At 62.4% G+C, this 20,874-nt stretch carries 22 protein-coding genes; 14 read left to right on the top strand and 8 right to left on the bottom strand.

Going from position 1 to position 20,874, the window contains the following annotated elements:
- Positions 1-49 precede the first annotated feature (49 nt).
- Positions 50-1,102, top strand: a complete 1,053-nt coding sequence (gene hisC / locus DBO85_RS01125) for a histidinol-phosphate transaminase (RefSeq protein ID WP_108104453.1) — start codon at positions 50-52, stop codon at positions 1,100-1,102.
- Between the two features lie 128 nt (positions 1,103-1,230).
- Here the strand turns inward: hisC and algW are convergent, their stop codons facing one another.
- Positions 1,231-2,367 (bottom strand): Do family serine endopeptidase AlgW, encoded by a 1,137-nt coding sequence (gene algW / locus DBO85_RS01120; protein WP_108104452.1) that lies wholly within the window; start codon positions 2,365-2,367, stop codon positions 1,231-1,233.
- A gap of 111 nt (positions 2,368-2,478) precedes the next feature.
- Here algW and DBO85_RS01115 point away from each other — a divergent pair, with 111 nt between their 5' ends.
- The 3 genes from DBO85_RS01115 (at position 2,479) to cysN (ending at position 6,185) form a co-directional block, all read left to right on the top strand.
- Positions 2,479-3,237, top strand: coding sequence for a Nif3-like dinuclear metal center hexameric protein (locus tag DBO85_RS01115; protein ID WP_108104450.1), 759 nt, complete (start codon positions 2,479-2,481; stop codon positions 3,235-3,237).
- 119 nt (positions 3,238-3,356) lie between these two features.
- Entirely contained in the window at positions 3,357-4,274 is a 918-nt protein-coding gene (gene cysD / locus DBO85_RS01110) for a sulfate adenylyltransferase subunit CysD (protein ID WP_108104448.1), read from the top strand.
- A 12-nt stretch (positions 4,275-4,286) separates the two neighbouring features.
- Complete coding sequence (gene cysN, locus DBO85_RS01105; protein WP_108104446.1) at positions 4,287-6,185, top strand: sulfate adenylyltransferase subunit CysN; 1,899 nt, start codon at positions 4,287-4,289, stop codon at positions 6,183-6,185.
- 105 nt (positions 6,186-6,290) lie between these two features.
- On the opposite strand, the gene DBO85_RS01100 is transcribed toward cysN, so the two are convergent.
- Positions 6,291-6,722 (bottom strand): YhcB family protein, encoded by a 432-nt coding sequence (locus DBO85_RS01100; RefSeq protein ID WP_108104444.1) that lies wholly within the window; start codon positions 6,720-6,722, stop codon positions 6,291-6,293.
- Between the two features lie 128 nt (positions 6,723-6,850).
- Here DBO85_RS01100 and DBO85_RS01095 point away from each other — a divergent pair, with 128 nt between their 5' ends.
- The 3 genes from DBO85_RS01095 (at position 6,851) to zapE (ending at position 10,162) form a co-directional block, all read left to right on the top strand.
- Complete coding sequence (locus DBO85_RS01095) at positions 6,851-7,480, top strand: alpha/beta hydrolase (protein ID WP_108104442.1); 630 nt, start codon at positions 6,851-6,853, stop codon at positions 7,478-7,480.
- 128 nt (positions 7,481-7,608) lie between these two features.
- The gene (locus DBO85_RS01090) at positions 7,609-8,967 is read left to right on the top strand and encodes a tryptophan--tRNA ligase (RefSeq protein WP_108104440.1); all 1,359 of its coding nucleotides are present in this window, start codon (positions 7,609-7,611) and stop codon (positions 8,965-8,967) included.
- A gap of 100 nt (positions 8,968-9,067) precedes the next feature.
- The gene (zapE, locus tag DBO85_RS01085; protein WP_108104438.1) at positions 9,068-10,162 is read left to right on the top strand and encodes a cell division protein ZapE; all 1,095 of its coding nucleotides are present in this window, start codon (positions 9,068-9,070) and stop codon (positions 10,160-10,162) included.
- 78 nt (positions 10,163-10,240) lie between these two features.
- On the opposite strand, the gene DBO85_RS01080 is transcribed toward zapE, so the two are convergent.
- Complete coding sequence (locus DBO85_RS01080; RefSeq protein WP_177429722.1) at positions 10,241-11,143, bottom strand: GlxA family transcriptional regulator; 903 nt, start codon at positions 11,141-11,143, stop codon at positions 10,241-10,243.
- A 170-nt stretch (positions 11,144-11,313) separates the two neighbouring features.
- Positions 11,314-12,351, bottom strand: coding sequence for an NADP(H)-dependent aldo-keto reductase (locus DBO85_RS01075; RefSeq protein ID WP_108104433.1), 1,038 nt, complete (start codon positions 12,349-12,351; stop codon positions 11,314-11,316).
- A 306-nt stretch (positions 12,352-12,657) separates the two neighbouring features.
- On the opposite strand from DBO85_RS01075, the gene rplM reads away from it, so the two are divergent.
- The 7 genes from rplM (at position 12,658) to DBO85_RS01040 (ending at position 17,453) form a co-directional block, all read left to right on the top strand.
- Positions 12,658-13,086 carry a 50S ribosomal protein L13 gene (gene rplM / locus DBO85_RS01070; RefSeq protein WP_108104431.1) on the top strand — a complete coding sequence of 143 codons (429 nt, stop codon included), beginning with the start codon at positions 12,658-12,660 and terminating at the stop codon, positions 13,084-13,086.
- Between the two features lie 14 nt (positions 13,087-13,100).
- Positions 13,101-13,493 (top strand): 30S ribosomal protein S9, encoded by a 393-nt coding sequence (rpsI, locus tag DBO85_RS01065; protein ID WP_108104429.1) that lies wholly within the window; start codon positions 13,101-13,103, stop codon positions 13,491-13,493.
- 249 nt (positions 13,494-13,742) lie between these two features.
- Positions 13,743-14,336 carry a ubiquinol-cytochrome c reductase iron-sulfur subunit gene (petA, locus tag DBO85_RS01060; RefSeq protein WP_108104427.1) on the top strand — a complete coding sequence of 198 codons (594 nt, stop codon included), beginning with the start codon at positions 13,743-13,745 and terminating at the stop codon, positions 14,334-14,336.
- On the top strand, positions 14,336-15,547 hold the full coding sequence (locus DBO85_RS01055) for a cytochrome b (RefSeq protein ID WP_108104425.1): 1,212 nt from the start codon (positions 14,336-14,338) through the stop codon (positions 15,545-15,547). Before petA ends, DBO85_RS01055 begins: the two co-directional genes overlap by 1 nt.
- Complete coding sequence (locus DBO85_RS01050) at positions 15,547-16,326, top strand: cytochrome c1 (RefSeq protein WP_108104423.1); 780 nt, start codon at positions 15,547-15,549, stop codon at positions 16,324-16,326. Before DBO85_RS01055 ends, DBO85_RS01050 begins: the two co-directional genes overlap by 1 nt.
- 84 nt (positions 16,327-16,410) lie before the next feature.
- Positions 16,411-17,046, top strand: a complete 636-nt coding sequence (locus DBO85_RS01045) for a glutathione S-transferase N-terminal domain-containing protein (protein ID WP_108104421.1) — start codon at positions 16,411-16,413, stop codon at positions 17,044-17,046.
- Positions 17,043-17,453, top strand: a complete 411-nt coding sequence (locus tag DBO85_RS01040; RefSeq protein WP_108104419.1) for a ClpXP protease specificity-enhancing factor — start codon at positions 17,043-17,045, stop codon at positions 17,451-17,453. Before DBO85_RS01045 ends, DBO85_RS01040 begins: the two co-directional genes overlap by 4 nt.
- 53 nt (positions 17,454-17,506) lie before the next feature.
- Here DBO85_RS01040 and DBO85_RS01035 read toward each other — a convergent pair whose 3' ends face one another.
- Genes DBO85_RS01035 through DBO85_RS01020 form a run of 4 tightly spaced genes read right to left on the bottom strand, consistent with a single transcriptional unit; the run spans position 17,507 to position 20,843 of the window.
- Entirely contained in the window at positions 17,507-18,037 is a 531-nt protein-coding gene (locus tag DBO85_RS01035; protein ID WP_108104417.1) for a BON domain-containing protein, read from the bottom strand.
- Positions 18,034-18,627: a phosphoheptose isomerase gene (locus DBO85_RS01030; RefSeq protein ID WP_108104415.1), complete on the bottom strand. Its 594-nt coding sequence runs from the start codon at positions 18,625-18,627 to the stop codon at positions 18,034-18,036. The genes DBO85_RS01035 and DBO85_RS01030 overlap by 4 nt, the downstream gene beginning before the upstream one ends.
- A 37-nt stretch (positions 18,628-18,664) precedes the next feature.
- Positions 18,665-19,072, bottom strand: a complete 408-nt coding sequence (locus DBO85_RS01025) for a YraN family protein (RefSeq protein WP_108104413.1) — start codon at positions 19,070-19,072, stop codon at positions 18,665-18,667.
- On the bottom strand, positions 19,038-20,843 hold the full coding sequence (locus tag DBO85_RS01020) for a penicillin-binding protein activator (RefSeq protein ID WP_108104937.1): 1,806 nt from the start codon (positions 20,841-20,843) through the stop codon (positions 19,038-19,040). Before DBO85_RS01020 ends, DBO85_RS01025 begins: the two co-directional genes overlap by 35 nt.
- Positions 20,844-20,874 lie beyond the last annotated feature (31 nt).

Genomic DNA, 20,874 nt, shown 5'->3' with positions numbered 1-20,874 from the left:
CGCGGTTTTCACCCGACGCAAACTGAAGAATTCGAGGAGAGAAGGGCAGATGAGCAAATTCTGGAGCCCCTTCGTCAAAGACCTGGTGCCCTATGTGCCGGGCGAGCAGCCCAAGCTCAGCAAGCTGGTGAAGCTCAATACCAATGAGAACCCCTACGGTCCTTCGCCGAAAGCCATTGCGGCGATGCAGGCAGAGCTGAACGACAGCCTGCGTCTGTACCCTGATCCGAACGGCGAGCGCCTCAAGCAGGCGGTGGCCGACTACTACGGGGTGAGCACCGCCCAGGTGTTCGTCGGTAACGGCTCCGATGAGGTGCTGGCGCACGCGTTCCACGGCCTGTTCCAGCACGGCAAGCCGCTGCTGTTTCCGGACGTGACCTACAGTTTCTACCCGGTCTATTGCGGGCTGTACGGTATCGAGTTCGAGGCGCTTCCGCTGGATGAGCGGTTCCAGATTCGCGTGCAGGACTACGCGCGGCCCAATGGCGGCATCATTTTCCCGAATCCGAACGCGCCCACCGGCTGTCTGTTGGGGCTGGCGGCGATCGAGCAGCTGCTGCAGGCCAATCCCGACAGCGTGGTGCTGGTGGATGAGGCGTATATCGACTTCGGCGGCGAAAGTGCCATTGCCCTGGTTGATCGCTATCCGAATCTGCTGGTCAGCCAGACGCTGTCGAAATCGCGCTCGCTGGCCGGATTGCGGGTGGGTCTGGCAGTGGGTCACCCGGACCTGATCGAGGCGCTGGAGCGGATCAAGAACAGCTTCAACTCCTACCCGCTGGATCGCCTGGCGATTGTCGGTGCTGCGGCGGCCTTCGAGGATCGCGCGTGGTTCGAGCAGACCCGTCAGGCAGTGATCGCCAGTCGCGAGGAAGTGGTCAGCGGTCTGCAGGCGCTGGGCTTCGAGGTCCTGCCTTCGGCGGCGAATTTTGTCTTCGCCCGCCATCCGCAGCGCGATGCAGCCGAGCTGGCGGCCGGTCTGCGTGAGCAGGGGGTGATCGTGCGCCACTTCAAGCAGGCGCGGATCAGCCAGTTCCTGCGCATCACCATCGGTGCGCCAGAGCAGAACCAGGCGCTGCTGGAGGCATTGCACGGGCTTTGATGGCGCGGGGCGGATGCTGTGTTCGCCGTGCATGCATGTGTACATGAAATACCGGGTTCGCCGCTGACGTTCCTGGACGGCTGCACACATTCTGGTGAGGTCGCGCGCAAGCTGCAGTTATCTGCGTGTCAGGGGGCGGGGCTACTCGGCCGCATGCCGACTTCTGCGGTCAGGCTGCGCATTTCGCCGTTGCGCAGCACTTCGATGCTGATCTTGTCACCGGGTCTGCTGCGCGCCACCTGATGCATCGACAGGCGACCGTTGTTGGCCGGCTGCTCATCGATGCTGAGGATCAGGTCGCCCGGCTGCAGGCCTGCTCGGTGGGCCGGGCCGTCGCGGTAGACCGCCGCGACGACGATGCCGGGGCGTCCTTCCAGGCCGAAGGATTCGGCCAACTCCGGCGTCAGCGCCTGGACCTCGATGCCCAGCCAGCCGCGGATTACCCGGCCATGCTCGATGATCGCCTGCATGACCTCCATCGCCAGCTTCGAGGGTATGGAGAAGCCGATGCCCTGGCTGCCACCGGAAAGAATCGCGGTATTGATGCCGATCAGGTTGCCATGGGCGTCGACCAGCGCGCCGCCGGAGTTGCCCATGTTGATCGCCGCGTCGGTCTGGATGAAGTCTTCGTAGGTGTTGAGTCCGAGCTGGTTGCGCCCGGTGGCACTGACGATGCCCATGGTCACCGTCTGGCCGACGCCAAGCGGATTGCCGATTGCCAGGGTCACGTCGCCGATACGCATGGCATCGGAGTCGCCGAGGGTGATGAAGGGCAGGTCGGTGAGGTCGACCTTGAGCACCGCAAGATCCGTTTCCGGATCGCTGCCGACTACGCTGGCGCGGGTCTCGCGGCCGTCCTTGAGGGCGACGGTGATCTGCTCGGCGCCGGCGATGACGTGGTTGTTGGTCAGCAGGTAGCCGTCCGAGGTGATGATCACGGCCGAGCCGAGGCTCGACTCCATGCGCTTCTGCTGGGGTAGATCGCTGCCGAAATAGCGACGGAAGACGGGGTCCTTGACCAGTGGGTTGCCCGGTTTGCTGACCAGTCGGGTGGAATAGAGGTTGGCGACCGCAGGCGCCGCACGATTGACCGCATCGGCGTAGGAGACCGGGCCGCGCTGGGCCTGAGCGTTGCGTGGCGAGTGGCGTACCTGGATGTCATTGGCGGGTAGCCCGACCCACTGCGGAAATGACTGGATCACCAGCAAGGCCAATAGTACGCCGGCCAGCAGAGGCCAGCCCAGGTAGCGGAGGGCAGGGTGCATCCGAGTTTCCTTGGGGTTGCTAGGACGAAGAGGTGCAACTTAAGGTGCGCCATTATACGGAGGCGCTCGTCAGAAACGAGTCGCCCGTCACGGGTTTCCGAGGAGCGTCACATGGCTGTTGCATTGTCCACGCTGGTCGCCGAGGCAGATCGCTTTCTCGATGCTGCACGGATCGCCGATTACTGTCCCAATGGCCTGCAGGTGGAGGGGCGGCCGCAGGTGCGACGAATCGTATCCGGGGTTACCGCCAGCCAGGCGCTGCTGGACGCGGCAGTGGAGGCCGAGGCGGATGTGGTGCTCGTCCACCATGGCTACTTCTGGAAGGGCGAGGATGCGTGCGTGGTCGGCATGAAGCAGCGGCGCCTGAAGACACTGCTGGCCAACGACATCAGCCTGCTCGCCTACCATCTGCCGCTGGATCTGCATCCGGAGGTGGGCAACAACGTGCAGCTTGCCCGCCAGCTGGATATTCAGGTGGAAGGTCCGCTGGTTCCCGGCGATCCCAAGGTTGTGGGGCTGCTCGGTAGCCTGAGCGAACCCATGAAGGCTGGCGATTTCGCCCGCAGAGTGCACGAGGTGCTGGGTCGCGAGCCATTGCTGGTGGATTCGGATGCGCTGATCCGGCGTATCGGCTGGTGCACGGGCGGCGGTCAGGGCTATATCGACCAGGCGGTTGAGGCGGGTGTCGACCTCTATCTCACGGGCGAGGCGTCCGAGCAGACCTTTCACAGCGCGCGGGAAAACGGCGTGTCGTTCATCGCTGCCGGCCACCACGCCACGGAGCGTTACGGTGTGCAGGCGCTGGGCGATTATCTGGCCCGACGTTTCGCCCTCGAGCACCTGTTCATCGATTGCCCCAACCCGATTTGATCCGGAATATCGGCAGATCTTTTTGATCTAAGTAGCGCCCTGATTAGAAGCGAGTGCTGTGCTAGAGTGCGCACCTCGTTCACGGCCCGCCGGCCGTTTCCTGCATTTCGTGAGAAGCCATGCTCGACAAACTGACGCACCTCAAACAGCTTGAGGCGGAAAGCATCCACATCATCCGTGAGGTGGCCGCCGAGTTCGATAATCCGGTGATGCTGTATTCCATCGGCAAGGATTCCGCCGTGATGCTGCACCTGGCGCGCAAGGCGTTCTTCCCCGGCAAGCTTCCTTTCCCCGTGCTGCACGTCGATACGCGCTGGAAGTTTCAGGAGATGTACAGCTTCCGCGAGAAGATGGTCAACGAGTACGGCCTCGACCTGCTCACGCACATCAACCCCGATGGCGTGGCCCAGGACATGAACCCTTTCACCTACGGCAGTGCCAAGCACACCGACGTGATGAAGACCGAAGGCCTCAAGCAGGCGCTGGACAAGTACGGCTTCGACGCCGCCTTTGGCGGCGCGCGCCGCGATGAAGAGAAATCCCGCGCCAAGGAGCGTGTGTACTCCTTCCGCGACAGCAAGCACCGCTGGGACCCGAAGAACCAGCGTCCCGAGCTGTGGAACGTCTACAACGGCAAGGTCAAGAAGGGCGAGTCGATCCGCGTGTTCCCGTTGTCCAACTGGACCGAGCTGGACATCTGGCAGTACATCTACCTGGAACAGATCCCGATCGTGCCGCTGTACTTCGCCGCCGAGCGTGAGGTCATCGAGAAGAACGGCACGCTGATCATGATCGACGACGAGCGCATCCTCGAGCACCTGTCCGACGAAGAAAAAGCCCGCATTACCAAGAAGATGGTGCGTTTCCGTACCCTCGGCTGCTACCCGCTGACCGGTGCGGTGGAATCCACCGCCACCACCTTGCCGGAAATCATCCAGGAAATGCTCCTGACCCGTACTTCCGAGCGCCAGGGCCGGGTGATCGACCACGATCAGGCCGGTTCGATGGAAGAAAAGAAACGTCAGGGCTACTTCTAAGGATTACGCATCATGTCTCACCAGTCTGATCTGATCAGCGAGGACATCCTCGCGTACCTGGCCCAGCACGAGCGCAAGGAACTGCTGCGCTTCCTGACCTGCGGCAATGTCGATGACGGCAAGAGCACCCTGATCGGGCGCCTGCTGCATGATTCCAAGATGATCTACGAAGATCACTTGGAAGCCATCACCAAGGATTCCAAGAAGGTCGGCACCACCGGCGAAGATGTTGATCTTGCGCTACTGGTCGACGGCCTGCAGGCCGAGCGTGAGCAGGGCATCACCATCGATGTCGCCTACCGCTACTTCAGCACCGCCAAGCGCAAGTTCATCATCGCCGACACCCCCGGCCATGAGCAGTACACCCGCAACATGGCCACCGGCGCCTCCACCTGCGATCTGGCGATCATCCTGATCGATGCCCGCTACGGCGTGCAGACCCAGACCAAGCGCCACAGCTTCATCGCATCCTTGCTGGGCATCAAGCACATCGTCGTCGCGGTCAACAAGATGGATCTCAAGGGCTTCGATCAGGCGGTATTCGAGCAGATCAAGGCCGACTATCTGAAGTTCGCCGAAGGTATCGCGCTCAAGCCCACGTCACTGTACTTCGTGCCGATGTCCGCGCTGAAGGGTGACAACGTGGTCAACCGTTCCGAACGCTCGCCTTGGTACGACGGCCAGTCGCTGATGGAGATCCTCGAGACCGTCGAGGTCGCGGGTGATCGTAACTTCAATGACATGCGCTTCCCGGTGCAGTACGTCAATCGTCCGAACCTGAACTTCCGCGGTTTCGCCGGCACCCTGGCCAGCGGCATCGTGCGCAAGGGCGATGAGGTTGTCGCATTGCCGTCGGGCAAGGGCAGCAGGATCAAGTCGATCGTCACCTACGAAGGTGAGCTGGAACAGGCCGGGCCAGGGCAGGCGATCACCCTGACCCTGGAAGATGAGATCGACGTTTCCCGCGGCGACATGCTGGTGCACGTCGACAACCGCCCGCAGGTCACCGACAGCTTCGACGCCATGCTGGTATGGATGGCCGAGGAGCCGATGCTGCCGGGCAAGAAGTACGACATCAAGCGCGCCACCAGCTACGTGCCCGGCTCGATTCCCAGCATCGTTCACCGCATCGACGTGAACACCCTGGAAGAAGGGCCGGCCAGCAGCCTGCAGCTCAACGAGATCGGTCGGGTGAAGGTCGCTCTGGATGCGCCCATCGCCCTGGACGGTTATGAGCACAACCGCACCACCGGCTCCTTTATCGTGGTCGACCGCCTGACCAACGGCACCGTCGGTGCCGGCATGATCATCGCCGAGCCCGTCGGCGGGCAGGGCGGCGGCCACCACGGCAAGCTGGCGCATGTCTCCACCGAGGAGCGTGCCGCACGTTTCGGCCAGCAGCCAGCCACTGTGCTGTTCAGCGGTCTGTCTGGCGCTGGCAAGAGCACGCTGGCCTATGCGGTCGAGCGCAAGCTGTTCGACATGGGCCGTGCGGTCTACGTGCTCGATGGCCAGAACCTGCGTCATGATCTGAACAAGGGTCTGGCACAGGATCGCGCCGGCCGTACGGAGAACTGGCGTCGTGCTGCCCAAGTGGCGAAGCAGTTCAACGAGGCAGGTCTGTTGAGCCTGGCGGCGTTCGTCGCACCGGACGCCGAGGGGCGCGAGCAGGCGCGTGCGATCATCGGTGCCGAGCGGCTGCTGACGGTCTATGTGCAGGCATCGCCGCAGGTCTGCCGTCAGCGTGATCCGCAGGGGCTGTACGCCGCGGCGGGCGACAACATACCAGGCGAATCCTTCCCCTACGACATCCCGCTGGATGCCGATCTGGTGATCGATACCCAGGCGCTGCCGGTCGAGGAATGCGTCAAGCAGGTGCTCGCGCTGCTGCGCGAACGCGGCGCCATCTGATTCGAATGGCTGAGCTTCGCCCGCGCGAAGCTCAGCCGCCGATCAGTAACCGCAGAAACGAAAAGGCCCCGCATGCGGGGCCTTTTTCTTGGCGCCTGGCTGCGATTACTTGCGCAGGCCGAAGGTCGCGTCCAGGGTGCCGGGTGTATCCGTGGTCTTGGGTGCGTAGTCCTTGGGTGCCTCGTTACTTGCCGGTGGAGTGATCTTTTCGCGTTGGCTCGGAGCGCTGTCTTCCAGCGCCGCAAGCAGACGCTGCCGACTGTTTTCGTCGAGGGCCAGGCGGTTGGCACCGTCTGAAAGATGTTCCTGAACGTCCTGATAGCTCTGGGTGAGCTTGCGTACCAGGCTGGCGGTGGTGTTGAAGTGGCTGACCACCTCGCTCTGATAGCTGTCGAAGCGCTCCTGGATTTCATCCAGTTGGCGCTGAGTGCGATTAGGTGCTGCACCTGGCACCAGGCGCGCCACCAGGAAGCCGATGGCGACGCCAGCGAGCAGGGTGACTGCGGGTATCAGCCAGGCGGTGAGTGTCTGTTCCACGAGTCCTTCCTCTATAAACGGCTTTGCATTACGTTAGCGGCTCGAGCCCGAGCTGTATACCGCCGTGAGGCCTGCTGCGGGCAGTGTGCTAGACGAGTCGACCCCCGGCCGGGTCACGGAGTGCGGTCTTGAGTCAACGCGAAAATCCCCTTCTGATCGACGGGCCGGCAGGCCCGCTGGAGGCGCTGCATCTGATACAGCCCGACGCGTGTGGTGCGGCGCTGATCTGTCATCCGCATCCGTTGTACGGGGGCAGCATGCAGAACAAGGTGGTTGCCACGCTGCAGCGGGTCGCACGCGATCACGGGCTGTCGACCCTGCGCTTCAATTTTCGTGGTGTCGGCCACAGCGCAGGTAGCCATGATCAGGGTCGTGGCGAGATCGACGATGCCGAAGCGGCGGCGCGCTGGCTGATGGACAAGCATCCGGGCGTGCCATTGACCATCATGGGGTTTTCCTTCGGCTCCTGCGTGGCGGCCTGTCTGGCCGGCAGGCTGGAGAGCGAAGGCCTGGAGCTGGGTGCACTGTTCATGGTGGCACCGCCGGTCGAACGTTTCCCGCTGGATGGGCGCCTGCCGGAGAACTGCCGGATGACGGTGATCCAGCCGGAGGATGACGAAGTCATCACGCCGGCGCGGGTATATCAGTGGTCGCAGGCCCTGCAACGTCCCCACGAGCTGTTGAAAGTGGCAGAATGCGGCCACTTTTTTCATGGTCGGCTTACCGAGCTCAAGGACCTGGTCCAGTCCCGTCTGTGACGCCTGGGTCCTTGGCGTCTCGGCAGGCTCGTCCACCCCCATAGAACTCGACCTTCTTGCCCATCGTGCCGCTTGAGCGGCGCATGGGCCTAGCCGCGATGGTCGCTCAGCAAGGCGATAGCAGAACAATGACCACCCGAATCCTCACCGGCATCACCACCACCGGCACCCCCCACCTGGGCAACTATGCCGGTGCCATTCGCCCTGCAATCGTTGCCAGTCGTGACAGCGACGCGGACTCCTTCTACTTTCTCGCCGACTACCATGCGCTTATCAAGTGTGATGATCCGCTGCGCATCCAGCGTTCGCGCCTGGAGATCGCCGCCACCTGGCTCGCCTGCGGCCTGGATATCGAGCGGGTCACCTTCTATCGGCAGTCCGACATTCCCGAGATTCCGGAGCTGACCTGGCTGCTCACCTGCGTCGCCGGCAAGGGCCTGCTCAATCGTGCGCATGCCTACAAGGCCTCGGTGGACAAGAATCTGGCCGAGGGCGAGGACGCCGATGCTGGTGTGACCATGGGGCTGTTCAGCTATCCGGTGCTGATGGCAGCGGACATCCTGATGTTCAATGCGAACAAGGTGCCGGTTGGTCGCGACCAGATCCAGCACGTGGAAATGGCCCGCGACATCGGTCAGCGTTTCAATCATCTGTTTGGTGCCGGGCGCGAGTACTTCGTTGCCCCCGAGGCGCTGATCGAAGAAAGCGTCGCTACTCTGCCGGGCCTGGATGGTCGCAAGATGTCGAAGAGCTACGACAACACCATCCCGCTGTTCGGCAGCGCCAAGCAGTTGCGCGATGCGGTCAATCGCATCGTCACCGACTCACGGGCGCCGGGTGAGCCCAAGGATGCCGACTCGGCGCATCTGTTCACGCTCTTCCAGGCCTTTGCCAGCGCCGAGCAGGCCGCTGCTTTTCGGGCCGATCTGGCTGGCGGCCTGGCCTGGGGCGAAGCCAAACAGCGACTGTTCGAGCTGCTCGATGGCGAACTGGCGCAGGCGCGTGAGCACTACAACGCGCTGATGCAGAAGCCCGGCGAGATCGAGGACATGCTGCAGGCAGGTGCCTTGAAGGCACGGCGCATCGCCACGCCGTTCCTCGGCGAGCTGCGTGAGGCGGTCGGCCTGCGCTCGTTTCGCGAGCAGGTGCAGGTTGCCGGGGCTGGCAAGAAAAAAGCAGTCAAGGCGGCGCGTTTCGTCAGCTTTCGCGAGCAGGACGGCAGCTTCCGCTTTCGTTTTCTCAGTGCAGAAGGCGAGGAGCTGCTGTTGTCGCGACCCTTTGCCGATCCCAAGGCGGTCGGTGTGGTGACCGCGCGCCTGCTCGCCCAGGGGGCTGATGCGTTGGAGTTGCGTGCCGACGAGGGCGCGCAGTTCACGCTCTGGCTGGATGGCGAATGCGTCGCCGACAGCCCGGCCCACGCCACCCCGGAAGCGCTGGAGGCCGCGATGCTGCGCCTGCGTGCGGCGGTTGCTGCCCTGGCCGAGTGATCCTCCATCGGCTGGCGGGCGCCGGACCGGCGGCCAATTGCCAAGCTGCAGGGGCGTCGCTAAAGTGTCGCCCCGCTTTTCATTACCCGGCTAACGAACCATGACTCCCCTCGAGCGCTATCAGGCCGATCTCAAACGTGCCGATTTCTTTCATGACGCCGCCCAGGAAACTGCGGTGCGTCATCTGCAGCGTCTGTACGACGACCTGATTGCCGCCGATCCCGAGTCGCGTGGGCTGTTCGGCAAGTTCTTCGCGCGCAAGGAGCGCGCGCCGGTCAAGGGCTTGTATTTCTGGGGTGGCGTGGGGCGCGGCAAGACCTACCTGGTCGACACCTTCTTCGAAGCGCTGCCGTTCAAGCAGAAGATGCGCACTCACTTCCATCGCTTCATGAAGCGGGTCCACGAAGAGATGAGGACGCTCAAGGGCGAGAAGAACCCCCTGACCATCATCGGCAAGCGCTTCGCCGAGGAGGCGCGGGTGATCTGCTTCGATGAGTTCTTCGTCTCCGACATCACCGATGCAATGATCCTTGCGACCCTGCTTGAAGAGTTGTTCAAGAACGGCGTCTCACTGGTAGCGACCTCGAACATCGTGCCGGATGGCCTGTACAAGGACGGCCTGCAGCGTGCGCGCTTCCTGCCGGCGATCGCGTTGCTCAAGGAGCACACCGAGATCGTCAACGTCGACAGTGGCGTGGACTACCGTCTGCGTGCACTGGAGCAGGCCGAACTGTTCCACTGGCCGCTGGATGCCGAGGCCGAAATCAGTCTGGAGAAGAGCTTCCGCAGCCTGCTGCCGGAGCATTGCCAGGTCGAGGAGAACAAGGCGCTGATGATCGAGAACCGCGCGATCATCGCGCGCAAGGAGGGTGACGACGTCGCCTGGTTCGATTTTCGCGAGCTCTGCGATGGACCGCGCAGCCAGAACGACTACATCGAGCTGGGCAAGATCTACCACGCGGTGATCCTCGCCAACGTCGAGCAGATGAGCGTGGCCAAGGACGACATGGCGCGCCGCTTCATCAATCTGGTGGACGAGTTCTACGACCGTAACGTCAAGCTGATCATCTCGGCCGAGGTCGAGCTCAAGGATCTCTACACCGGCGGCCGACTGAACTTCGAGTTCCAGCGCACCCTGAGCCGCCTGCTGGAAATGCAGTCTCACGAGTTTCTCGCGCGCCCGCACAAGCCCTAGCGTCTTTCGCGCAAGCGCTCGCCTTTGCGCGATGTATGCGTCTGCGGACTGCGTGATCGCGCTCTGGTAGCAGGTGTCTCAGGCGCCTTCCTTGCGATGGAACTGGCGGCGGTACTGGTTCGGTGAGAGTTCGGTGTGCTGGCGGAACAGCCGGGCGAAGAAGCTCGCATCGTCGTAACCGACTTCATAACTGATGGTCTTGATGCTCTTGCGGGTCGCGCTGAGCAGCCCCTTGGCGGTTTCTATCCGCAGACGCTGCAGGTAGTGCAGTGGCTTGTCGCCGGTAGCGGCGTGGAAGCGGCGCATGAAGTTGCGAATGCTCATGCCGTGCTCGCGGGCAACGTCCTCGAAGCGGAATTTCTCCGCAAAGTGATCCTCCAGCCACTGCTGGATCTGCAGGATGTTCAGGTCCTGGTGCAGCTTCTGGCCGCCGAAGCCGAGACGGCCTGGCGTGTAGCTGCGCTGGATCTCGTAGAACACGTCGCGCGAGACGCCCTGCGCTACGGCAGTGCCGCAGATGCGCTCGATCAGGTGGATGTAGAGGTCGCTGGCTGAGGTAACGCCGCTGGCGCAGTACAGCTTGTCGGCATCGGACTGATGCTTGTCGCGATTGAGCAGTACCCGCGGGAAGCGCTCGGCGAATTCCTGATGAAAGCGCCAATAGGTCGTTGCCTCCTTTCCATCCAGAAGACCTGCAGCAGCCATCCAGAACACGCCGGTGGCTTCGCCGCACAGGGTAGCGCCGCCGGCATGCCGCTCGCGCAGCCAGTCGAGGATATGGGGATGGCGGCTGCGCAGGCGATCGAAGTCGCCCCAGAAGGCGGGCAGCACCACCAGCTCGGCATCATCCAGACCGCCATCGACCGGAATTCGAACGCCGCTGAAGCTCAGTGCTGGCTGTCCGTCTGGGCTGACCAGGCGCACGTCCAGGGCTGGGTTCAGCCCCAACCCCAGCTGTTTGCCGTGGCGCAGGCTGGCCATGTGGAAGAAGTCCTTGGCCTGCATCAGGGTCGAGGCGAACACGCCTTCAACGGCGAGGATGCTGATGCGTTTGGGTGAGGCAGACTGCATGGGCTTTCCAGGGTAGAGCGGCCAGATGATGGCCGGATCGTCTTATTGTTCTACAAGGCTGTCCAGCACTATCTTCGTGCTCATGGCGCTGGATTGGGTTGCTGGCGGTGGATCTCGTCGATTGCCTTGAGCAGCTCGCTGTCCGCCTGCAGTGCGAGGCTGTCCAGGTTGCACTGCAACTGTTCCAGGTTGGTGGCGCCGATGATGTTGCTGGTGACGAAGGGCTGGGCGTTGACGAACGCCAGCGCCATCTGTGCCGGGTCGAGTCCGCGCTCGCGTGCCAAGCCGACATAGGCGGAGCAGGCCGCCTGGGCTTGGGGGTTGGTGTAGCGGGTGAAGCGGCTGAACTCGGTGATGCGCGCGCCGGCGGGACGAGCGCCGTCTTCATATTTGCCGCTGAGCATGCCGAAGGCCAGGGGCGAGTAGGCAAGCAGGCCACACTGCTCGCGCGCGGCAATTTCGGCCAGGCCGACCTCGAAGGTGCGGTTGAGCAGATTGTAGGGATTCTGGATCGATACCATGCGTGGCCAGCTGCGGCTTTCAGCCAGATGGAGGAAACGCATGGTGCCCCAGGGTGTTTCATTGGACAGGCCGACCTGGCGGATCTTGCCGGCGCGTACCAGCTCATCCAGAGACTCCAGTACCTCTTCCAGTGGGGTGAATTCCTGCTCCTGATGGCGGTAGCCCAGTTGACCGAAGTAGTTGGTGCGTCGCTCCGGCCAGTGCAGCTGGTAGAGGTCCAGATAGTCGGTCTGCAGGCGCTTGAGGCTGGCGTCGACTGCTGCGTTCAGGTGCGCACGATTGTGCTTGAGCTGGCCGTCGCGGATGTAGTCGATGCCGTTGCCTGGGCCGGCGATCTTGCTGGCCAGTATCCACTCGGCGCGGTTGCCGCGCGCCCTGAAGTAGCGGCCGATGATGCTCTCGGTGCTGCCATAGGTTTGCGCGCGGGGCGGGACGGGGTACATCTCTGCGGTATCGAGGAAGTTGACGCCCTTTGCCTTGGCCAGGTCGAGCTGGGCGAAGGCTTCCGCCTCGGTGTTCTGCTGGCCCCAGGTCATGCTGCCAAGGCAGATCTGGCTGACGTGGATGTCGCTGGTGCCGAGTCGTCGCAATTGCATCGGTATCGCCTGTACTGGTATGGGTGGGCCATGCAGCTTAGCCAATAACCCGGTCTGCAGGCTGTTTGCGGACTTTCGGTTGCTATTTCTCGCTCGATCTGCATAATGCCGCAACTTTCCTGGCGGGGATGCCTAGCTCGTCCGGGAAAAGGCAGGGGATGCCTAGCCTGCCGAAACCCGCCGTAGCGGATGCGATGACCCGAGCCCCCGATAGCGTCTGTTTCCGGCTGCCTTCTTGTAAAGGCGAGCACTATTCTAGTAAGATCCGCCGTCTTATTTTCAGGGCGGCCCCTGAGGCTATATAGAATGAAAACGTTTACTGCTAAACCGGAAACCGTCAAGCGCGACTGGTACGTTGTCGACGCTGCTGGTCAGACTCTGGGTCGTCTGGCTACCGAGATTGCTACTCGTCTGCGTGGCAAGCACAAGCCCGAATACACTCCGCACGTCGATACCGGCGACTACATCGTCGTGATCAATGCCGAGCAGATTCGTGTTACCGGTGCCAAGACCACCGATAAAATGTACTACTCCCACTCCGGTTTCCCCGGTGGCATCAAGGAGATCAACTTCGAGAAGCTGATCGCCAAAGCCCCCGAGCGTGTCATCGAGACTGCGGTCAAGGGCATGCTGCCGAAGAATCCGCTGGGTCGCGACATGTACCGCAAGCTGAAGGTGTACAAGGGTGCAGCTCACCCGCACACTGCCCAGCAGCCCCAAGAACTGAAGATTTGACGGAATAGTTCACTATGTCGGCGACTCAAAATTACGGCACTGGCCGTCGCAAGACCGCAACCGCACGCGTTTTCCTGCGTCCGGGTACTGGCAATATCTCCATCAACAACCGCAGCCTCGAGCAGTTCTTCGGTCGTGAGACCGCTCGCATGGTCGTGCGTCAGCCGCTTGAGCTGACCGAGACCGTCGAGAAGTTCGACATCTACGTCACCGTTCTCGGTGGTGGTGTCAGCGGCCAGGCTGGTGCAATCCGTCATGGCATTACCCGTGCCCTGATGGATTATGACGAGACCCTGCGTCCTGCTCTGCGCAAGGCCGGTTACGTGACTCGCGATGCTCGCGAAGTTGAGCGTAAGAAGGTCGGTCTGCGTAAAGCACGTAAGCGTCCGCAGTACTCCAAGCGCTGATTTCGATCAGACTCGAAAACGCCCAGTCTCCTTTTGGAGCTGGGCGTTTTTTATGCGCGCAATTAACTGCGCGACATCATGCCGCAGTGCCATACCCCGCGTGTTGCAAGGCTTGCAGGCATGCTGCAGATGTCTATTCCCTTGTCAGTAAAGGGGGTTTTCTTTAACATCTGGCAAATTTTGTGCGGCCCGAATTTTATTTAGTACAGGCCTGGTTCACAGGCCGTAAAGCTGATGGGAGACGACTGAATGAGCAATGACGGCGTGAATGCAGGCCGGCGTCGCTTCCTCGTGGCGGCCACCTCTGTGGTGGGCGCTGCAGGGGCGGTGGGTGCTGCGGTCCCGTTCGTGGGGGCATGGTTCCCCAGTGCGAGGGCCAAGGCTGCGGGTGCACCTGTAAAGGTGAACATAAGCAAGATCCAGCCGGGCGAACAGATGGTCGCCGAGTGGCGGGGCAAGCCAGTGTTCATTCTGCGGCGTACCGAGGAGACTCTCGCCGCGCTCGAGAAGCTCGATGGCGTCGTCGCTGACCCGGAATCCCAGAGTTCGGTACAGCCCGCCTACGTCGACAAGAAGACCCGGGCGATCAAGCCAGAGCTTCTTATCGTCGAAGGCCTCTGCACCCACCTGGGCTGCTCGCCAACCTTCCGCCCCGAAGTGGCTCCAGCCGATCTCGGTCCCGAGTGGATGGGCGGCTATTTCTGTGCCTGCCACGGCTCCAAGTACGATCTTGCCGGGCGTGTCCTCAAGGCCCAGCCCGCGCCCTTGAACCTGCCGGTTCCACCGCATTTCTATGAATCCGATGACGTGGTAATCGTCGGTGTGGACCAGGAGAACGCCTGATGAGCAAATTGATGGCATGGATCGATGCGCGCTTTCCCGCGACCAAGATGTGGGAAGACCATCTGAGCAAGTACTACGCGCCGAAGAACTTCAATTTCTTCTACTTCTTCGGCTCCCTGGCGCTGCTGGTGCTGGTCAACCAGATCCTCACCGGTGTCTGGCTGACCATGAGCTATGAGCCCTCTGCCGACGGTGCGTTTGCTTCGGTCGAGTACATCATGCGCGACGTCGAGTACGGCGCGATCATCCGCTACCTGCACTCCACCGGCGCTTCGGCGTTCTTCGTGGTGGTCTACCTGCACATGTTCCGCGGTCTGCTCTACGGCTCGTACCAGAAGCCGCGGGAGCTGGTGTGGATCTTCGGCATGCTGATCTACCTCGCCCTGATGGCGGAAGCCTTCATGGGTTATCTGCTGCCCTGGGGACAGATGTCGTACTGGGGGGCCCAGGTGATCATCTCGCTGTTCGGTGCCATTCCGGTGATCGGCGATGGTCTGACCGAGTGGATCCGTGGTGACTATCTGATCTCCGGTATTACCCTGAACCGCTTCTTCGCCTTGCATGTCGTCGCCCTGCCGATCGTCATTCTGGGGCTGGTGGTGATGCATATCCTGGCTTTGCACGAAGTCGGTTCGAACAACCCGGACGGCGTCGAGATCAAGAAGCTCAAGGACGAGAACGGCGTACCGCTGGACGGCATCCCCTTCCATCCGTACTACACCGTGAAGGACATCGTCGGTGTCGTGGTCTTCCTGTTCGTGTTCTGCACAGTGGTGTTCTTCTTCCCGGAAATGGGTGGCTACTTCCTCGAGAAGCCCAACTTCGAAGAGGCCAATGCGCTGAAGACGCCGGCGCACATCGCTCCGGTGTGGTACTTCACCCCCTTCTACGCAATCCTGCGTGCGGTACCGGACAAGCTGCTTGGCGTCATTGCCATGGGTGCCGCTATTGCCGTGCTCTTCGTATTGCCCTGGCTGGATCGTAGTCCGGTCAAGTCGATGCGCTACAAGGGCTGGCTGAGCAAGGTATGGCTGCTGGTGTTCTGCATTTCCTTCGTGATTCTCGGTGTCCTGGGCGTTCTTCAGCCGACCGAAGGTCGCACGCTGCTTGCGCGGATCTGCACTGTTCTGTACTTCGCCTACTTCCTCCTGATGCCGTTCTACACCAGGATGGAGAAGACCAAACCGGTTCCGGAAAGGGTGACTGGCTGATGAAAAAGCATTTCGCTGCACTGATTCTCGCGCTTGTGCCGAGCCTGGCCTTTGCCGCCGCAACTGACTACCCGCTGGAAAAGGTCGAGATCGATCTGCGTGACGAGGCTGCACTGCAGGATGGCGCGCGTACTTTCGCCAACTACTGCATGGGCTGCCATAGCGCCAAGTTCCAGCGCTACGAACGGGTCGCCGACGACATCGGCATTCCCCACGAGCTGATGCTGGACAACCTGGTGTTCACCGGCGCCAAGATCGGCGAGCACATGCAGATTGGCATGCGCCCGGCCGACGCCAAGGTCTGGTTCGGCGCTGCGCCGCCGGATCTGACGCTGGTGGCCCGCGTGCGTGGCAACGACTGGCTGTACAACTACCTGAAGACGTTCTATGAGGACGACAGCCGTCCGCTGGGCGCCAACAACAAGGTCTTCGCGAACGTCGGCATGCCCAACGTGCTGGCGGATCTGCAGGGTCGCCAGGTGCTCGGTTGCAAGCAGGTTCAGGTGGTGAAGGACGGCAAGAAGGCGTTCGATCCGCTGACCGGCTCGCCGATCACCCACGAGGCCTGCGATCAGTTGGTGATAGTGCCGGATACCGGTACTCAGAGCCCTGAAGAGTTCGATCGCACGGTCAAGAACCTGGTGACCTTCCTCGCCTATTCGGCGAACCCGAGCAAGCTGGAGATGCAGCGCATCGGCACCTACGTACTGCTGTTCCTGGCGTTCTTCTTCGTCTTCGCCTATCTGCTCAAGCGCGAATACTGGAAAGACGTTCACTGATAGTGCTGGCTTAGCTGTACCCGCGCGCGCCCTCAGGGGCGCGCGTTTCATTCTGCTGTCGAAAATATTAGCGAGGAGGGCACCATGGGCGTGACCAACCGGTTGGCCTGTTACTCCGACCCCGCAGATCATTACTGCCATCGTGTGCGGCTGGTAATGGCGCTGAAAAGCGTGCAGGCCGAGATTCAGGACATCGATCCGGCGCGCTGTCCTGCGCGGCTGGCCGAGATCAATCCCTATTGCAGCGTGCCCACCCTGGTCGAGCGTGATCTGGTCCTCTATGAGGCTTCGGTGATCATGGAGTACCTGGAGGAACGCTACCCGCATCCGCCGCTGCTGCCGGTTTATCCTGTAGCGCGAGCCAACAGCCGCCTGCTGATGCACCGCATCCAGCGCGACTGGTGCCGCCTGGTCGACCTGATTCTGGCGCGCGGTACCGCTGAAAGTGCCCGTGTTCAGGCGCGCAAGGAGCTGCGGGAAAGTCTGACCGGGATATCGCCGCTGTTCGCCGAGAAAGCGTTTTTTCTCAGTGACGAGATGAGCCTGGTCGACTGCTGCCTGCTGCCGATTCTCTGGCGATTGCCGCTGCTGGGGATCGAGCTGCCGAAGCCTGCGAAGCCGTTGCTGGATTACATGGAGCGGGAGTTTTCCCGTCCGGCTTTCCAGGCCAGTCTTTCCACCGTCGAGCGCGATATGCGCAATGCGAGGGCCAGCGCATGAAATCCAGTCGTCCCTATCTGATCCGTGCGCTCTACGAGTGGATTCTCGACAATGACTGCACGCCGCATCTGCTGGTCAGTGTCGATTATCCGGAAGTGCGCGTGCCGGAAGGTTTTGCCAGCGATGGCCAGATCGTTCTCAACGTATCACCCAGCGCCGTGCGCAACATGCATATGGACAACGACTCGGTCGACTTCGAGGGGCGCTTCGGTGGTGTTGCCCACAGCCTGCATGTTCCCTGTCAGGCGGTGATGGCGATTTATGCCAGGGAGAATGGTCAGGGCATGGTGTTCGAGATCGAGCTGCCCGAGGGTGATCCGGACGGCACGCCGGCGCCTGAGCCGTCGGGAGAGGGCAGCGATGCGCCCAAGCCGAGCGGTCGTCCGAGTCTCAAGGTGGTCAAGTAGCGCAAACCAAAAGGGAGCCCGGAGGGCTCCCTTTTTTTCGCCTCGACGGGCGTTCAATCAGTGTACTGGAACAATTTGACGATCTTCTGCACGCCATTGACTCCCTGGGTCAGATTGGTTGCGCGGATGCCTTCCTGGCGGGTGATCAGCCCCATCAGGTAAACCACGCCATTCTCCGTCACTACCTTGATGCGGGTGCCCGGTACCGTGGTGTCGGCGAGCATCTGGGTCTTGATCTTGGTCGTCATCAGGGTGTCGTTGCTGCGTGCCAGAGCCGAGTTCGGCAGGGCGATCTGCAGCTCGTTGTGTACCCGCTTGACGCCTTGCACCGAGCTTGCGGCCTTGCCTGCACGTTCCTTGAGGTCTTCGCGAGGGGTCTGTCCGGCCAGCAGGATCACGCCGTTGTAGGCGGTGACCACAATGTGCGAGGTGGTCGAGTTTAGGTCGGGGTGGGCCAGCCGTACCTTCTCGGCCACGGCTGGCTCGAGGAACTGGTCATCGATCTTGTTGCCGATGCTGCGGCTGCCGCAGCCGGCGAGCACGGCCATCAGCAGCGCGGCGATGAGGAGTGGATGGCGTTTCATTCTTCGCTCCCGAACAGTTGGCTATCGATCAGATCGCACAGGCAGTGGATAGCCAGCAGGTGGACCTCCTGGATGCGTGCGGTGACCTTGGATGGAACACGGATCTCGACGTCTTCCGGCAGGAGCAGCGAGGCCATGCCGCCGCCGTCGCGCCCGGTCAGGGCGACCACGATCATCTCGCGGTCGTGGGCCGCCTGGATGGCCTGAATCACGTTGGCCGAGTTGCCGCTGGTCGAGATCGCCAGCAGCACGTCGCCAGGCTGGCCCAGGGCGCGAATCTGCTTGGAGAAGACCTCGTTGTAGCTGTAGTCGTTGGCGATCGAGGTGATGGTCGAGCTGTCCGTGGTCAGGGCGATCGCCGGCAGGCTGGGGCGCTCTCGTTCGAAGCGGTTGAGCAGCTCGGAGGAGAAGTGCTGTGCATCACCGGCTGAGCCGCCGTTGCCGCAGGTGAGGATCTTGCCCTCGTTGAGCAGTGCATTGACCATCACCAGGCTGGCCTGCTCGATGTGCTCCGGTAGCACCGCTTCAGCCTGCTGCTTGGTTTCGATGCTTGCCTGGAACAGCTGGCGAATTCTGGATTGCATGTCCATCAGGGGGTGTGACCTTCAATGGGGGCCGTTGGGCGGGTCAGGTGTCGAAAGCGTTCTTGATCCAGTTGAATGCTGCGGTCGTTTCTCCCGGGCTCATCGCCACCACATCGAAGCGGCAGGGATGGCGGCTCCAGCGTGAATGTTCCTGGAGAAACTGCTCGGCAGCGGCGGCGAGTCGGCTGCGTTTGCGTGCGTCAACGCTTTCCAAAGCGCCGCCCCAGGCCGCATGGCGCCTGAAACGAACTTCGACGAATACTACTGTATCGCCGTCGAGCATGACCAGATCGAGCTCCCCGCGCCGGCAGCTCCAGTTCCTTGCAAGAAGCTTCAAGCCGCTGCGTTGCAGCTCGCCCAATGCCTTGCCTTCGGCATCCTGGCCGGCGCTCCGGGTGCTCGGGCGCTCGCTCAAATCAAAAGGTTTCCGGCAGGCGCACGACCTGGCCATTGCGGAATTCAGCCCAAGGCAGCCGCCGTTCGATGCGCTGCGCAGGGGTCAGAGCCAGCTCGCCGCTGAGTCCGTCAATGCGGGTGCTGGGCACGGCTTGCAGCTGCTGCAGGCGAGTAGCCAGACTGTAGGCATCGGCGCCCATCGCATACAGGCGGCCCAGACTGCCGTTGGCCTGCGGCCAGGCCTGTCCCGCTTGCTGGCGCAGGGCGGACTGTTCGCCAAGCAGCCAGGGCGTCTCGCAGAAGCGGATGCCGTCGAGGTCGAGCATCTGCGCCTGGTTGGCATTGCCGGCATACAGATGCGAGGTCGCATAGACCGGGACGTCGCCGGCGTACTGGAATGCCAGGGTCGGCTTGATCTGCTGCGCCTGCTGCGGGGTGGCGGCGAGGAAGATGAAGTCCACGTCCTGGCGCCGAGTCGGCTGGCTTGCCACGGCAGTGCCGAGGGTGGAGCGCAGACGGCTGGCGCGCGCCTCGCTCTGGCGCAACTGGAACAGGTCGCCGATCTGCTGTGCCAGCTTGACTGGCTGGTCGACATGTTCGGCGGCGATCAGGGTGCCGCCCTGGGCTTGCCAGCTCTGGCGGAACGCATCCAGGACGCGGTCGCCCCATTCGCCGCGCGGCACCAGCGCGACGGCGCTGCGCATGCCGTCATCCCAGGCGCGGCGTGCGGCTTCGCGGGCTTCATCCTCGGCGGCCAGGCCGAACTGGAACAGTTGGCCTGGCGCTTCCTGGCCGGGGTCACTGTAGTTCAGCGCCAGGGTGACGATGGGCAGTTGCTCGCGGTCGCTGAGCTGCTTGACCAGCGGCTTCTCCAGCGGGCCGACCACCAGCTGGATGCCGTCCGCTTCCGCCTGACGGTAGAAGTCGTCCATCGAGCGCAGTTGCGAGCTGTCGTAGAAGGAAATACTCGGCTGATCCAGTCCGGCTGCCTGCGCTTCGTAGTGGGCAGCAAGGAAACCGTCGCGCAGCGCGCGGGCAACCGAACTCAGTTGGCCTTGCTGCGGTAGCAGCAGGGCAATGCGCTCGAACGGCTGGCTGGCCAGTTCATTGAGGCGGGTGAGGGCTTCAGGCAGGCGCAGGGCCGCGGGATGCTGTGGATTATTCTGGCGCCAGGCCGCAAGGCTCGCCTGCTGCTGCTGGATTCCGCCGCTCCTGATGATCTGCGCCAGCTCCAGCCAGCCATCGAGATCGGCATCGCCGGTGGCGTGCAATTGCTCGCCCGGCAGGCGCGTGACCATTGCCCAGATGGCTTCGTTGTTACCAGGCTGCGCCTGTTCGCTCAACAGCGGTGCCACGTAGAGGCGTTCGCGGGTGGCCGCCAATAGCTGCTCATCGCCTTGCAGGGCATTGGCTCTGGCGAGGTGAGTGCGCACCTGCTGTGAGGTGGGTAACTCGCCGAGGAACTCCAGGCTGGGATGTTCGAGCGCACGCAATGCAGCTTTCGGGTTGTCGCGCTGCAGCGCCAGTTCTGCCTGCAGGGTGCTGGCGAAGATCTGCTGCGCCGGTTTCAGCGAGTCGACCTGGATCAGTTGCAGGATACGTCGCGCACGCACCGGGTCGTTCTGTTTCAGAGCCTGGTCCGCCGCGGACAGGCGCAGTAGATTGGCTTCCTCGGGCTCGGCCTGGTCGGCCTGCTGCAGCTGTTGTTCGATACTGGCCTTTGGCGTACGAGGCAGCTCGCCGAGCGTCGATGTGGCGGTATGGGTACAGGCGACCATCAGGCCGGCGAGGCAGAGTGCGAAAAGCGTTCGCAGGCAGGCATTCATCTCGTTGCATCCCATGCTCATCAGTGAGCCG

It is taken from the genome of Pseudomonas mangrovi (assembly GCF_003052585.1).
Lineage (GTDB): Bacteria > Pseudomonadota > Gammaproteobacteria > Pseudomonadales > Pseudomonadaceae > Aquipseudomonas > Aquipseudomonas mangrovi.
Note: the sequence above shows the minus strand (reverse complement) of the source record. Positions and strands in the feature narration are given on the sequence as shown.

Excerpts from the sequence above, each read along its gene's own strand:
- hisC (WP_108104453.1), top strand. The coding sequence starts at position 50 with ATGAGCAAATTCTGGAGCCCCTTCGTCAAAGACCTGGTGCCCTATGTG.
- algW (WP_108104452.1), bottom strand. The coding sequence starts at position 2,367 with ATGCACCCTGCCCTCCGCTACCTGGGCTGGCCTCTGCTGGCCGGCGTA.
- DBO85_RS01115 (WP_108104450.1), top strand. The coding sequence starts at position 2,479 with ATGGCTGTTGCATTGTCCACGCTGGTCGCCGAGGCAGATCGCTTTCTC.
- cysD (WP_108104448.1), top strand. The coding sequence starts at position 3,357 with ATGCTCGACAAACTGACGCACCTCAAACAGCTTGAGGCGGAAAGCATC.
- cysN (WP_108104446.1), top strand. The coding sequence starts at position 4,287 with ATGTCTCACCAGTCTGATCTGATCAGCGAGGACATCCTCGCGTACCTG.
- DBO85_RS01090 (WP_108104440.1), top strand. The coding sequence starts at position 7,609 with ATGACCACCCGAATCCTCACCGGCATCACCACCACCGGCACCCCCCAC.
- zapE (WP_108104438.1), top strand. The coding sequence starts at position 9,068 with ATGACTCCCCTCGAGCGCTATCAGGCCGATCTCAAACGTGCCGATTTC.
- DBO85_RS01080 (WP_177429722.1), bottom strand. The coding sequence starts at position 11,143 with ATGGCCAGCCTGCGCCACGGCAAACAGCTGGGGTTGGGGCTGAACCCA.
- DBO85_RS01075 (WP_108104433.1), bottom strand. The coding sequence starts at position 12,351 with ATGCAATTGCGACGACTCGGCACCAGCGACATCCACGTCAGCCAGATC.
- rplM (WP_108104431.1), top strand. The coding sequence starts at position 12,658 with ATGAAAACGTTTACTGCTAAACCGGAAACCGTCAAGCGCGACTGGTAC.
- rpsI (WP_108104429.1), top strand. The coding sequence starts at position 13,101 with ATGTCGGCGACTCAAAATTACGGCACTGGCCGTCGCAAGACCGCAACC.
- petA (WP_108104427.1), top strand. The coding sequence starts at position 13,743 with ATGAGCAATGACGGCGTGAATGCAGGCCGGCGTCGCTTCCTCGTGGCG.
- DBO85_RS01055 (WP_108104425.1), top strand. The coding sequence starts at position 14,336 with ATGAGCAAATTGATGGCATGGATCGATGCGCGCTTTCCCGCGACCAAG.
- DBO85_RS01050 (WP_108104423.1), top strand. The coding sequence starts at position 15,547 with ATGAAAAAGCATTTCGCTGCACTGATTCTCGCGCTTGTGCCGAGCCTG.
- DBO85_RS01045 (WP_108104421.1), top strand. The coding sequence starts at position 16,411 with ATGGGCGTGACCAACCGGTTGGCCTGTTACTCCGACCCCGCAGATCAT.
- DBO85_RS01040 (WP_108104419.1), top strand. The coding sequence starts at position 17,043 with ATGAAATCCAGTCGTCCCTATCTGATCCGTGCGCTCTACGAGTGGATT.
- DBO85_RS01035 (WP_108104417.1), bottom strand. The coding sequence starts at position 18,037 with ATGAAACGCCATCCACTCCTCATCGCCGCGCTGCTGATGGCCGTGCTC.
- DBO85_RS01030 (WP_108104415.1), bottom strand. The coding sequence starts at position 18,627 with ATGGACATGCAATCCAGAATTCGCCAGCTGTTCCAGGCAAGCATCGAA.
- DBO85_RS01025 (WP_108104413.1), bottom strand. The coding sequence starts at position 19,072 with ATGGCCAGGTCGTGCGCCTGCCGGAAACCTTTTGATTTGAGCGAGCGC.
- DBO85_RS01020 (WP_108104937.1), bottom strand. The coding sequence starts at position 20,843 with ATGAATGCCTGCCTGCGAACGCTTTTCGCACTCTGCCTCGCCGGCCTG.